At 60.2% G+C, this 12,820-nt stretch carries 12 protein-coding genes and 1 pseudogene; 8 read left to right on the top strand and 5 right to left on the bottom strand.

The genetic code is table 11. The features are described 5' to 3' along the window. Positions 1–787: 787 nt before the first annotated feature. The 5 genes from VGY55_20785 to VGY55_20765 form a co-directional block, all read right to left on the bottom strand. On the bottom strand, positions 788–1,222 hold the full coding sequence (locus tag VGY55_20785; GenBank protein HEV2972421.1) for a type II toxin-antitoxin system VapC family toxin: 435 nt from the start codon (positions 1,220–1,222) through the stop codon (positions 788–790). After that, positions 1,209–1,460: a ribbon-helix-helix protein, CopG family gene (locus VGY55_20780; GenBank protein HEV2972420.1), complete on the bottom strand. Its 252-nt coding sequence runs from the start codon at positions 1,458–1,460 to the stop codon at positions 1,209–1,211. Before VGY55_20780 ends, VGY55_20785 begins: the two co-directional genes overlap by 14 nt. Positions 1,461–1,492: 32 nt before the next feature. Continuing rightward, positions 1,493–4,750 (bottom strand): type VI secretion system protein TssA, encoded by a 3,258-nt coding sequence (gene tssA / locus VGY55_20775; protein HEV2972419.1) that lies wholly within the window; start codon positions 4,748–4,750, stop codon positions 1,493–1,495. A gap of 326 nt (positions 4,751–5,076) precedes the next feature. Then, the gene (locus VGY55_20770) at positions 5,077–5,382 is read right to left on the bottom strand and encodes a helix-turn-helix transcriptional regulator (GenBank protein HEV2972418.1); all 306 of its coding nucleotides are present in this window, start codon (positions 5,380–5,382) and stop codon (positions 5,077–5,079) included. Positions 5,383–5,616: 234 nt separating this feature from the next. Continuing rightward, entirely contained in the window at positions 5,617–5,835 is a 219-nt protein-coding gene (locus VGY55_20765; GenBank protein HEV2972417.1) for a hypothetical protein, read from the bottom strand. Positions 5,836–6,353: 518 nt separating this feature from the next. Between VGY55_20765 and VGY55_20760 the strand changes: the two genes are divergently transcribed. The 8 genes and pseudogenes from VGY55_20760 (at position 6,354) to VGY55_20725 (ending at position 12,560) form a co-directional block, all read left to right on the top strand. Further along, positions 6,354–6,599 (top strand): hypothetical protein, encoded by a 246-nt coding sequence (locus VGY55_20760; GenBank protein HEV2972416.1) that lies wholly within the window; start codon positions 6,354–6,356, stop codon positions 6,597–6,599. Positions 6,600–6,764: 165 nt separating this feature from the next. Next, positions 6,765–7,277, top strand: a complete 513-nt coding sequence (locus VGY55_20755) for a GNAT family N-acetyltransferase (protein HEV2972415.1) — start codon at positions 6,765–6,767, stop codon at positions 7,275–7,277. Between the two features lie 398 nt (positions 7,278–7,675). Further along, positions 7,676–7,849, top strand: a complete 174-nt coding sequence (locus VGY55_20750) for a hypothetical protein (GenBank protein HEV2972414.1) — start codon at positions 7,676–7,678, stop codon at positions 7,847–7,849. A gap of 266 nt (positions 7,850–8,115) precedes the next feature. After that, positions 8,116–8,973 carry a M23 family metallopeptidase gene (locus VGY55_20745; GenBank protein ID HEV2972413.1) on the top strand — a complete coding sequence of 286 codons (858 nt, stop codon included), beginning with the start codon at positions 8,116–8,118 and terminating at the stop codon, positions 8,971–8,973. Between the two features lie 404 nt (positions 8,974–9,377). Continuing rightward, the gene (locus tag VGY55_20740) at positions 9,378–9,926 is read left to right on the top strand and encodes a hypothetical protein (protein ID HEV2972412.1); all 549 of its coding nucleotides are present in this window, start codon (positions 9,378–9,380) and stop codon (positions 9,924–9,926) included. A 379-nt stretch (positions 9,927–10,305) separates the two neighbouring features. After that, a pseudogene (locus VGY55_20735) lies at positions 10,306–10,461 on the top strand (hypothetical protein). A gap of 368 nt (positions 10,462–10,829) precedes the next feature. Further along, a complete protein-coding gene (locus tag VGY55_20730) occupies positions 10,830–11,444 on the top strand; it encodes a hypothetical protein (GenBank protein ID HEV2972411.1) in 615 nt (204 codons plus the stop codon). A gap of 90 nt (positions 11,445–11,534) precedes the next feature. Beyond that, positions 11,535–12,560 carry a zinc-binding alcohol dehydrogenase family protein gene (locus VGY55_20725; protein HEV2972410.1) on the top strand — a complete coding sequence of 342 codons (1,026 nt, stop codon included), beginning with the start codon at positions 11,535–11,537 and terminating at the stop codon, positions 12,558–12,560. Positions 12,561–12,820: the final 260 nt, after the last annotated feature.

Genomic DNA, 12,820 nt, shown 5'->3' with positions numbered 1-12,820 from the left:
GCGTCCCGAGCCCGCTCCTCACTGTCGCGAATCACTCGGCCCCGCGGCGCTTCGTCGATGGCATCCGCCACTTCTTTCAGTACCCGATCCACCTCCGCACGCATCCGCTCGCGATACGCTTCCCGATCCAACTTGGGCAATCGGTCCATGATGATTCCTCCTTGCAGAAACAAAGTCGAAACCGCTGTTGCCTAAGTTGTACAATCTACGCAGCTATCGCGCCATAGATAATTGCCATACACCGTGCGCTTCTCCGGAGCCCGGACGCTTACGAATTGCCCCCAATTTGTCCCGGTCCGTAGCGGAGTTCGTCGCCAAGCCAGTCCACTTCACGCCAGCGAAGTTTCCTCGCGGACACCCATGTGAATTCATCCTTATTCGGTTTCTCGGGACTCCAATCGCCTTCGGGGGACCAAAAGATGCTGCCGTCTTGAACTAGGAGTGCTGCGGCCAAGATAATCGAGTCATAGTTCTCCGGTGAGGGAACGAGGTTGAATCGAATGACATGCTCAAAGAAAAGTTCTATTGCCGATGGGTTCTTGAACTGCCGCTGAACTAAAACTCGAATCTTACTGTTGGCCCCGCACGACATAAAGAACTCGGGAGAAACCCAGTGGTTCGTCCAAAGGTGCGCCTCTCGGATGCACGAGTCATGGAAGCCCCAAAAACCTCCATGAGCGAATCAGCGTTGGCCTGCGTCGTGATTTCATTCCATCCCATTTTGTCGTCGTTCCCGGAAAAGAAAAAGGGTCATATTCTTCCCAATCGATTACAAGCCGGCGATCTTCTAACGCTCGGCGAGCGGGTGTCGCCAGCGGAGGCCGGGAAAGCGGGCGTAGTCGCGGTCGGTCGTGAGCCACTCGCTGCCAGATTCGATGGCCAGCGCTGCCAGAAAGGCATCGGGAACAAGATTCCCGCGAGCGCTCGCCCGGCGACAAAGATCGAGGAAGATGTCCCAATGGCGTGGACCCGGCTGCACCGCCACGCAATTGGGCCGTCCGCGGATTCGATCGCAAACTTCGATGGCGTCGCTAAGCCTGGCAGGTTTGGCAAAGACCTTGGGATTGGTGACGATCCGCAAATAGCCGCTGAGCACGAGATCGCTGATGGCGAATGCCCCATCGCCATCGACTAGCTGTTCTAGCCACGCGTGGTAGCGTTTATGGTCGGCCGACTGCTTGCGGGTCGCGTAGATCAATACGTTGACGTCAAACAGGACCATCGCCGGCTTCCATTAGATCCAGAAGGGCGGCCGAGTTATCGAGATCGACGCCGGGCATCGTCTCGCCCAAATCGAGGACAGGAAGCCTGAAGCGAGCGGGCTTGTTCGCGGTCTTGCTCTTCGCCAGAGACTGGCGAAGAGCGTCTTCGATAACCGTGGTCAATGTTCGCCCGGTTTCGGCGGCAGTTTTCTTGGCGGCACTCAGAAGCTGGTCGTCAAGTCGGACGGTCGTTCTCATACATCAAAGCATACGCTAGAGACATCAATATGTCAACCAATCTCGCTCACCTCTTGCCGCTGCTTGATGCCCAGTTCGCGGTTCATTTCCGAGAGCACGTTGGCGTCGCGGATTAGTTCCTGCATCAGGAGCGGGAAGGGGAGTGCTCCGAGTTCGACGGCTCGGCGGACGAGGAACGGCACCGGGCTATGCGGCTCGAGCCGCTCCAGGGCGGCGGCGGCGGTGGCGAGTTCGTGGTAAATGTCTTCGCGCGTGGACATGCGGGGTTTGGCCACGACGACCATCGTGCCGCCGGCGCCGTCGCTGACCGTGCCCGTCTCGGCAGCTTCATCCGCTCCGCCGGCGCTTGGGGCCGGTCCCTTTTTTTGCAGGATTTGCTGAGCCAGTTTGAAGCAATCGACCACGGCGGGACGGATGGAGGTGAAGCCAGGCGCCTCGGCACCCATCTTCTCCGTGAGCGACTGCATCAGGAACCGCAGCTCCTGCTGGGCCTGAGAGAGGTTATCGACCGCTGTCTGGCAGCGGTCGCGGGGAGCGGCGAGGATGACTTTATCGACCAACTCCTGCATCGCACCGCCCCCTTGCGATTGCTGCCATTGTTGCCAACTGAATTGATTCCCGTCGGCGGCAAGCAGCGGAACGGCGCGGATCGAATGCGGGAAGACGGCCGCACGATCCGGATCGTCGAGCCAATTGAATGGGGCGGCCCGCACTTCCATATCCTCGTCCTCGAGCGGCGGATCGAGCCGGTCCCAGCAGATATCGACGAGCAGCCGCATAAGATGAAAGCCGTCGCGAAGCCCGGCGAAGCCGTGTTTCTTGGTGAGCGCTTCGAGCAACCGCGCGGCGACGAGCAGGTTCTTCGACGTGCCGCGGAGCGTCTCCTGCGTCAAGGCAATGACGCCGTTCCAATCGGCCTTGACAAAATCCTCCGGACGCATCGGATCGTCCGGGGCGAAGGCGTCGGGGTTCACCTCCTTGCGGGCCTGTTCGAGCTGCTCGCGCACGTCGAACGGCACTCCGCCGCCGGCCGGCTCGTCGTCCGAGATTGGCGCGAGCAGCGATTTGAAGTCGATCACCGGCGGCGAGCCCGAGCCGGGCACGCCGTATTTCGAGACTTCTTGCACCTGTTGGATCAGGCTGTCGAGATCTTGCGCCATAGCGCTTGCACTCCTTGTTGCCGACGGAGCGGAAGAATCCTCTTCACGATCCAGGTCGGGACGATCGTCGGTGATAGTGGCCATTTCAGAATCCGTTTCGTCGATTGAGGGAGGAGAGGCAGCCGGCTCGTCGGCGGGAGGCGATTCGTCATACGGGGAGGGTTCATTGTCAGGCGCAGGCTCCGGCTCGGCAGTCGGAGAATCGCTCCCCGCCGCCGATCCGCCCAAGAGCGCCGCCAGTTCCGGATCAAGTTCCTCGGCGGCGGACTCTTGCTCAGCAGCGGGTTGATCGCCTAACAGGGCCGCCAATTCGGGATCGAGCTGGTCGCCGGACGTTGTCGGGTCTGGCATGTGTTCGTCCGTTTCTTCTGCCGCCGGTGTATCTCCCAATAATGCAGCCAGCTCTGGATCAAGTTCGGTTTCCTCGGTTGCGGGCGCTGCCGGCGTTTCGCCTAGGAGCGCCGCAAGCTCCGGGTCGAGTTCTTCAGTCGGGGCCGTGTCTGACGGTGGAGTCTCACCGCCGCCGGACTCGCCGAGCAAGGCGGCCAACTCGGGATCCAATTCCGGCATCGGCTCATCCGCTGGTGGCTGTTCGAGCGAAGCAGCATCGCCTCCCAGGAGTGCGGCCAATTCGGGGTCCAAGCCTGCATCGGCATTGCCATTTTCCGGCGGGGGCGCTTCGTCTGGTGATTCTTCGACAGGCGAAGCTGATTCGCCACCTCCGTCGTCGCTCGGCACTTCGTCGCCGGCCAAGAGCGCGGCCAGCTCCGGATCGACCTCCGGATCGGCCTGCCGAGCGCGCGGAGCGGGCGACGCCGACACAAACGCGGGACCCTCGCGACTCGGCGCCGCGCGACCGGAGGTTTGCCCCTTCGACATCATCCCGACGCCGACCTTCGGCAAACCCGACGTCGGCGGAGGGCCTCCCTGTCCACCTTGCCACCTCCCATTGAGCACGTTCATCTCAAGCGCAAGCGGCCGAATGCAAGCTAGCTCGATCGAGTCGCGGCCGCGCACGGCCAAGAGCGGCATCAGGCCCCGCTTCACAAGTTCTTGGCTGGTCGAGGAAGTGAACTTCCCTTCGGCGCAAACTGCGACTGCCTCGCCGTCCGAATCGCGATACGAGTGCATCGGGATGTTGTCGAGCGCGAGCGTTTGCCCCGGCTCGAATCCCCAGCCGGACTTCATGTAGCCGAGCGCCAACAAACCGGCGCATGCGAAGGCCGGATTACCCCACAGATATCCTTCCGGAGCGCCGGAGAATTCCTCGAAGCGAAACGACTCGGCCGGCCGATAGTTCTCCCCAAACGGCGGGCGAAGCAAGAAGCCTGGAACCGCCAGCCCGGCGTATGCCGCTTCGTAGAGCGCTCCGAGCGCCTTCCACGCTTCCCTGCCATCCGCCGGCACTTCGTAACCTTCTTGCACCGCAATCGGAGTTGCGGCAGCTAAGAACGGGGCGCCGCAGCGAGCGGCGATCTTCGCCATTCGCCCGAGCAACTCCGCGTGGGCCGTTGTTTCCTCGAACGCGTAATTCCCGACGATCACGGCCCACGGCTGACCATCGGGCGCTTCGGCCGACTTTTCGACCACGAGTCGATGGATCGCCGTCGCGTTGAGATCGTCGCTCGCCGTCAGATCGGCGGCCAATTCCTCGGCCGTAATATCGAATAGGATGACCTGAATGCGATCGCTCTTTTGCACTCGACGCAGCAGCCACTCCAGCCCGCGCCAAGTCGATTCGAGCGCCTGATACTGGGGATGGTGCATAATCCCGCGCATCAAGGCCGTCGCGCCTTCGTCGTCCAAATCTGAGACGCGATCGACCTGTCGCGCGACCGGATCGGGTTGAAAGTCGTCGAACTCGGAAAACTCCAACAAAACGGCAACGTCTCCGCCGGCTACGGAGTATTCCAGCTTCGGCGACACCGACTCGATCACGTCGTCGAGCGACTCGTGCGCGACTTTGAGCGGCTTGCGGGCAAGCAATTCGTCGCCGGCTGCTGGCGCTTCGCGCCCCTGCCGGCCGCTGAAATCAGCGAGTACCGCAATCCGAAATGGAGTCTCCGGGCCGCCCGGCGCGCGCTTCGCCCCGTCTGACGGGAGATTGCCGAAGGAAGATTCGTAGGGCACGTTGACCTGTCCGCCGACTAAAGGTGTTCGTTATTGCGCCTGACAGCACCCCGCCGACCGCCATGCCCGAACGGAATTTCCGTTACATTCTAACACGGCAGTCGTGCTGTGCCATTGCCCAAGTTGCTGCGGCAACTCGCCAATTCCTAAGAGGCGGCGAGACGCTGCCCCTACACCTGCGCACCATCCATGTGAGCATCGGCGAACGAATAAGCGCGGGAAAACATTCGCACCCAAGAATCCGATCGTAGCGGCTGGGGAAGAGCGCCGCGGGTTCGAGTTGATTTGCGCCGCGCTCTTCGCCGAGATCGGCCGAGGGCCGCGCGTTAACCGGCCATCACCTCAACGTGGCCGGGGCTCTTCGGATGCGGGCGCGAGACGGTAATTCGCACGTCGCAACCCAGCGCATTGAGAAAGCGGAACAGCCGCTCGGTCGAAAACCCATCAAGCCGGCCGTTCAAGAAAGCAGAGACACTTGGCTGAGTGATGCCAAGCAGCTTGCCCACCGCGGCTTGAGTCAATCGGCGGTTCTTAATGATCTTGAAGATTTGCACGGCAATTTTCGATTTCGCCATATACTCCTCGGCGTCCGGGAATCCGAGATCTGCGAAGACGTTGCCGTCCGGCCGCATCAACCGTGGGACGAAGAGAATCCCGCCCGAAGATACGCCGCGATCAAGCCGGCTGGCGGAGTCGCTTCCGACGCACGTAGCCGAACAGGCCGACCATGCCTAACGCGGCGAGCAACAATGTGCTCGGCTCCGGCACCGGGGTCAGCAGAAAGGCGTGTGTCGTTCCACCGATCAAGCCATCCCCAGTGATTTGGCCGATGTCGTTAATAGAGTAGCCAACAAGGCGTTGATGCCTTAGCCGGTGCTAAAGGTGCCCCCGAGCGTTCCGAGATCGTGAATCGTGCCGTCATCTAGAAACGCGTGCGGCGGGAAATTGCCGGTTGGGGCGGACGCACCCACCACTCGACGGTTCGCGTTGATGTCGAAGCCTTCATTTTTGATTCCACCCAGCGTTCCCAGATCGGTAATGGTGTAAGTGGCCGCAAAGCAGGCAGCCGACGCAAAATCCAGCAATGCAAGAGGGCAAACAGCAGTGTGGTCGATTTCATAAGAGCCTATCCGAGAACCGCCTGAGGAGAGGGGGACAGTCCCCTTTTGCTCCGAAGACTCCACAAAAGGGGACAGTCCCCGGCGGTTCTCGGATATGCTCTAAGTCGGTCCTGCATGAAGATGCGGCGCTTTGTCTGCGGCCGGCGCGGCACCCACGACGTAGATTAACCTCCCATTCCGCCGATTACGAACGCAGTCCAGGCGTTCGAATCAAGTCGCGCTCAGCATCCGCAGCGGCCAGGATCGCGGCTGTGACGTCCGATCAGCTCATTCGAGCAAGGCGAACGGCCGTCGCGCCCACCGAGAGCGACTCGAATTCGCTGGCTTCTGGCAGGCTTGGTCCGGCCGCCGGCGGTCGAGAATAATGTGGCTAAGCAAAGCGATGCGCCCAAATCGGCGCACGAATGGGTGCGATCCGATATAATGCCCTGAATGAGTCCAATCTGACCGACTGTAGGAGCAAAATGCACCCAAATCGCAAAATGAAGCATGAAGACCTGGAGGCAACGCTGCTGTTTAGAAGCCGACAGGAGACCCTTTCCGCGGAAGACTTGATCGAGGAAAAGTTAACTCATTTGCAGATGTTCATTGACCATTTGAAGCGCACGCCTCATGGATGGGCCGAGGTTGAACGCCGGATCGAGCGCTTTGGCGACTGCGAGCGAATCGAAGGCGAAACCCCCGGCCATTTCTACGGTAAGCTGCGCCATTGGTTGGACAGGACATAGAAGGATGGCCGGGCCGAAGCATCGCTTGCCCCGGCTGCCCGCGGTCGGGGATGATGCCGCCATGCAAACCGAGACGCCCAATGCTTAGCCGGTGCAGCGCAAACCGATTAATCGTATTGCGTGCGACTCACGTGGCGACGTAAGTTTACCCATCCGACTCGTTCCATGCTTATCGCCGAAACGGAAAGGACCATCCTGCGGCACTTCCACGTCGCTGACCTTGACGCGATCGCGGCCGTGTTTGGAGATCCGGAGGTGATGCGGTTTGGTCAGGGGCCGAAGCCGCGTGAGTGGGTTGAAAAGTGGCTCAAGGGATGTCTTGAGGACTACTACCAGAAATGGGGCTTCGGCCTGTGGGCTGTGGTCTACAGGCCCAGCAATGCGGTGATTGGGTATTGCGGTCTTACATTGTTCGAGGACGTGGATGGACTGCGCGAGATTGAAATCGGCTATCGACTCGCACGCGACTGCTGGGGGCAAGGACTGGCCACTGAGGCAGCGCGGGCCGTTCGCGATCACGCGCTGGGGCAACTCTCGCTGCGCCGACTGATTGCCCTCATTGATGCCAAGAATGTCCGCTCGATTAGGGTGGCGGAAAAGATCGGCTTGCGCCACGAAAAAGCTACGGTGTTCCGGGGCAAGGCTGTAGGCGTCTATGCCATTCATTCCTCGGACTAATCGAGCCACCTGAACGGGTTAATGCGGGTGACCGTCACGCCTTCTTATAGATATGTCAAAGGCGCGGTCGCTCGGCGAACGATAAGGAGTGTCGCGCCCCCTGGAATCTCCGGCCCCCGCGTCTCCCTTGCTCCGGCCGCCCGCGGTCGGGGATAATGCGGCCATGCAAACCGAGCCGCCAACAGCCGAGCCGCCGGTTTCAATTCAGTCTGACAGATCTGTTAGAATGGTGGGCATGATCGGTTCGTTTCCACGATTGCTCCGTTTCCGAATCGGCAGCGGCGATTCAGGGCAGATACGCTGGGCCGATGTATTGTTCACGCCCTTTGGGCTTTCATTGCTATCGGACTGCCCATAGCGCTCCAGCTTGCGGCATGGCCCGACAAGGGATCGCGACCATGAAGCCTGGATTTCGATTCAGCCTGCGGATGCTGTTCGCGGTCGTGACGATCGTTGCGGTGCAATGCGGCGTTTGCCTGCCGATGCTGCGGGAGTGGCAGGAGCAAGAGCGTATTCGCCAAGAGCGCGACCGTGAGGAGATATTCTCGTTTCTTGTTTCGCTCGTCCGATAGGCCGCGAAAGGCGATTGGCAAGTTCAGCGGCGCCGCGACGCACCCGTGGACTGCGCGATGGTCGCGTGACCAACCGGCGGCGGTTGAGCAGAATCTGACGCAAGTTCAGTGCATCTCGTCCCGAGGCTGAAGGGATTATGGAGCAAATCGCCTCATTCAATGTAATCCAGGTTTGGATTTGGATCGGGCTGTTTGCGATTGCTGGCTCAGCGCCTGCTTGGTACGGCGACGCGGTTTGGAGTCCGCAAACCGGTGGTATAATTGTCGTGTCCAGCGCATGCGTTGCGATCGCCTATCGTTTCGTTCGTCGGATGCGAGGAGAGACAGCGGAAAACGTTGTATTGGTCCTGTTGCGAGCGGCGTTTTTCGGTCTCCTCGTCTGGTGTTTCAGCTTGTGTGCCTGGCTGGCCCTTGAGATCAGCTTGGGAGGACGGCTTTCCCTGCTGGTCGAAGCGTCGGTCGGCTCGATCGCCGGCGGCCTCGCCGGTCAGGCCGCTTATTGGTTCGGACACCGTCGACCACAGCTTTGGGCCGAGTGCTGTTGCAAGATTGCGCTCGGCGTATCAGCGATGGCGATGCTGCTTTTCGCCACGATGTTCTTCCTCTTCACAGGGCCGCATGATCTTGACCGCTATCCGCTGGCCACCAGCTCGCCGTATCGGCTTCCCTGGCCCGGCGGCGTGACACGGCTTTGCATTCAGGGCAGTCGGGCCATCGTGAGTCACCGCGATTGGGAAGAATTCGCCTACGACTTCGCGAGGCAGGTCGGGTCGGATGTCTGTGCAGCCCGTGGCGGCACCGTGGCGTATGTGGACGTGACGCACGACGGAAACGGCCGGAATACGGAGAACGACCTCATCACGGTCGATCAAGGCGACGGGAGATTGGGCTGCTATCTCCATCTGCGGCAGGGCGAAAGCTACGTTCAGCCGGGCCAGCGGGTGCATCAGGGAGACGTGATCGCCGCCAGCGGCAACATAGGCCTGAGCATGTTGCCGCACCTCCACTTCAACGTGATTGACGAAGTGCACAGACTCGTGCCGGTGACGTTCGCCGACGTGGATTCGGACAGCGGCATTCCCCGAATGTTCAAGCGGTACACATCAGGAAATTCAGTCCCCTGAAGCTCGACAGCCGCCCGAACTAGGCGTTCGTGCTCGGCGCTATTCTCGTTGACTTGCTTGCCGTTAAACGGTTGCCGACGAGCTTCCACTCGATCGTCGATGCGATCGTAGCCCCGTTTCCACCGCGAGGATTGTGTCCTTCGGGAATCGCGTATGAATCGTCGTGAGGCGAATGATATCTCAGCGCGGAATGTGCCGCCACTTTCGCCGGTGGCAGCGGCAACAGAGATGGATCGTCCAATCGACTCTCGCCAGCCTCCAGCAATTGTGGCATGCTGGATAGGACAACTCCTTGTCGAACTGAGTGATCCGCCGAACTTGTGTTGCATCATCCGCCCGTGGAAACTTTCTGAGGGCGAGTCGTGGGCGAATGACGCACGCAAGTCGATTGCCGAGAGGCGCAGATGGACCTTGATAACCTGACGAAATCGCAGTTACGGGAGATTCTTCGCACGTGCCGGGGCTTTCCAGCCCAGAAGCTCAAGTCGAAGCGAAAGTCTGCGGGCCACGCGCCGATGGCCCATGCCACCACAGCCCACCTGCACGGGACGCGGCCAGAACCGTATAAGAAGGGCCAAACGTTTGACGACTTCAAGAAGGCCGTCACCTACAAATCGAAGTTTTACATGCTCGAAGACATGGTGAACGCGCTGTGGCTGATGTTGCAGAAGTCCGCTGGCAAAAGTGCCTTGCGATCTCTCTCCGCAGGGTCCCGAAAGAAAGTAACGGCGAAAGTTGGCGCTCTGTTTGATGTCGAGGTGTATGTGGAAAAGATCGGCCGAGTCAAGTTCACAAAGGGGGATCAAAGCAAGGCCGGTCGAAGCCACACGAAGTGCCTTGCGATCCTGGAAGGTCGCGACCGTAACGGAGTGCTTTATCTCCATGTCCAGACGTTCTATCCGATTTTGGACGACGGATTCATCAACGAGCTGCTGAATTTGAAAACCGCATAAGACGGACTATCCGGCCTCCTCGGTTTGCGGAACAGGCGATCGCGAAGTCCTAAGCTGTGCACCGGCTGAGCGACGAACCCGCTCGAAGTCCCGATGATTGGGTGCGATGGTACGAAGGGGGCTGGTATTCGAGAGGCGCGAAAGACCGGATTCCCGCACCAATCATTGAGCAGTTGTTGGCTGACATTTAGACGGAATTCGGCGGCCTGACTTAGCCGACCGCCGCGGCCGGCAGAATCCCTTGCTCCGGCTGCGCCCTGGCGTGGATAATGCGGCCATGCAGACCGAGCCGCTGAAACGCAAACGCCGCTGACCACCAGTTAGCCCGGGTTGCCGTCGCGTTCCGACTACCGTCCGCAACGGCAAATCGACGACGGAAATCGATGACGCGATCACCAGTTTGAACCGCTCGCGGGCCTCGGCGGCTTGGACGATGGCTTGCTGGCGCGGCCACTGGGGCATTGAAAATCGCTTGCATTACGTGCGCGATGTCAGCTTTGGCGAGGATCATAGCCGGGTCCGAAAGGGTCGCGCCCCTCAAGTCATGGCCGCCTGCCGAAACGCCGTGATCGGTCGGCTTCGCTTCTGGAACTGCCAAAATATCATGGCAACCCTGCGCCAGAATGCCTATCAGCCTCAACCGCTCTTCGCCAAGCTGGGCTTATTGAAACAGTAGTTCGCCCTTCAAATTGCAAGCGGTTGCTTGACTCCCGCTGCAAGCTGTACGAGAATGACCGCCAGCAGCGGTCAGCTTCCGATGATGAGTGCCTAACGGCGGAGCAAGACGGTCGATCGGCTGCGCCAATGAGTCGCCTTGCGTCTGCGATTCGTGATTCGAGCTTCGTCATTCCTTAAGACATTCGTCATTCGGATTTCGCCATTCCATCACGGGAGGAGTTCGCCATGTTGAAGTTCAAGCCATCGGTCGCGATCGGGTTGATAGTTCTGTTGGCCGGCGCAGCGCGAGCCGACGACGCGTTCAAACCCGACGACGACGGGTTCATCCGAAATTGGCTCGTGCTGGCGCCGATTCCCAACGGTGAAAACGTCAGCGGCACGGACGCTCTGGGCAAGGAATTTATCTCCGGCGAGGCTAATCTGAAACCGAAGGCGGACGAGAAGGCGAAGATCGGCGATCTCGAACTCACCTGGAAGCCGATCGATGCCGGAGACCATGTGATCAATTTCAACGCCATTTTGGGCCAACAAACCGAAGACAGCACGGCCTACGCCGTCGCCTATCTCGTCGCCGACGACGAGATGAAGGATTTGAACCTCAAGATGGGTAGCGACGATCAGGCCAAGGTTTATCTTAACGGCAAAGAGGTGCTCAAGAACGAAACGGCCCGCCCTGTCGACAAGGACCAAGACACCGCCAACAATATCACACTCAACAAGGGAACGAACGTGGTCGTATTCAAAATCGTGAATGAGAAAATCGACTGGGGCGGCTGCATGCGGTTCACCGACAAGAGCGATAACGCAGTGAAGAACCTGACGGTGAAGCTGACGCCGTAGAACCTGTCCGAGAACCGCCTGCGGAGAGGGGGACAGTCCCCTTTTGTTACGAAGACTCCACAAAAGGGGACAGTCCCCGGCGGTTCTCGAATGCAGGCCATTCTTCTCGAAAAACCGGGCCGGTTCGCCGCGATTCAGATCGACGAGCTTGCCGCGCCCGGTCCCGAAGAGGCACTGGTTCGCGTCCATCGCGTGGGAATCTGCGGCACCGACATCGCTTGCTACCTTGGCAAGTTTCCTTTCTTCAGCTACCCGCGGATTCCAGGACACGAATTGGGAGTCGAGGTGTTGGCGGTCGGCCCACAAGTGGCCAACGTCAAGCCGGGAGATCGCTGTTCCGTCGAACCGTATATCAACTGCCAATCGTGCTACGCCTGCCGGCAAGGGCGGACCAATTGCTGTCAGAATCTCAAGGTGTTGGGCGTGCATACCGACGGCGGAATGCGCGCGCGAATCCTCGTGCCGGCCCGCAAGCTGCACCCATCCAACAAGCTAACGCTCGAACAGCTCGCGCTCGTCGAGACGCTCGGGATCGGCTGCCACGCCGTAGATCGGGCCGGTCCGCGGCGCGATGAGCACGTGCTGGTGATAGGGGCCGGCCCGATTGGATTGTCGGTGCTCGAATTTGTCAAGGTCACCGGCGCACGCATCACCGTGCTCGATCTTAACGCCCAGCGGCTTGAATTCTGCCGCCGGTCGATGGGCATCGAGAATACGATTCAATCCACGGGCGACGGATCGGAGTTGCGAAAGCTCGAAGAGATCGGCGGCGGAACGCTGCCGACCGTCGTGTTCGACGCGACCGGCAGCGCCAAATCGATGGCCGCGGCGTTTCAGTTCGTCGGCCATAGTGGAAAGCTGATCTTGGTCGGCATTACGCCTGGGGAGGTTTCCTTTTCCGATCCGCTCTTGCACACGCGCGAGCTGGCCGTCTACGCCTCGCGTAATGCGCTGGCCGACGATTTCCGGCGAATTATCCGCCTGATCGAAGACGGCCAAATCGACACCAATCCGTGGATCACGCATCGCACCAACTTCGCCGCGCTGGCCGCCGATTTTCCGGCATACACGCTGCCCGAGACTGGTGTGATCAAGGCGATGGTTGATGCGGATTAGAGGCCGGAGATCGGAGAACAACGATCCGAAGTCGGAGGGCGGAGGTCGTAGGATGCGTCAAGTCTGCGAAGACGCACCGGGGCCTGCGATTGGATATGGCTGCCGCGAGACGCGGTGCGTCTGCGCTTCGCTTGACACACCCTACGGCGCCAACAATCTGACCTCCGCTCTCCGACCTCCGACTTCCGATCCCTCCGCCTCCCTGTAGTCTTGCCGTGGCGGCATTGCTAAACTGTCAGGCTCGGCATTCATCGCTGGCC

It is taken from the genome of Pirellulales bacterium, from assembly GCA_035939775.1.
In the GTDB taxonomy this organism is placed as follows: Bacteria; Planctomycetota; Planctomycetia; order Pirellulales; family DATAWG01; genus DASZFO01.
Note: the sequence above shows the minus strand (reverse complement) of the source record. Positions and strands in the feature narration are given on the sequence as shown.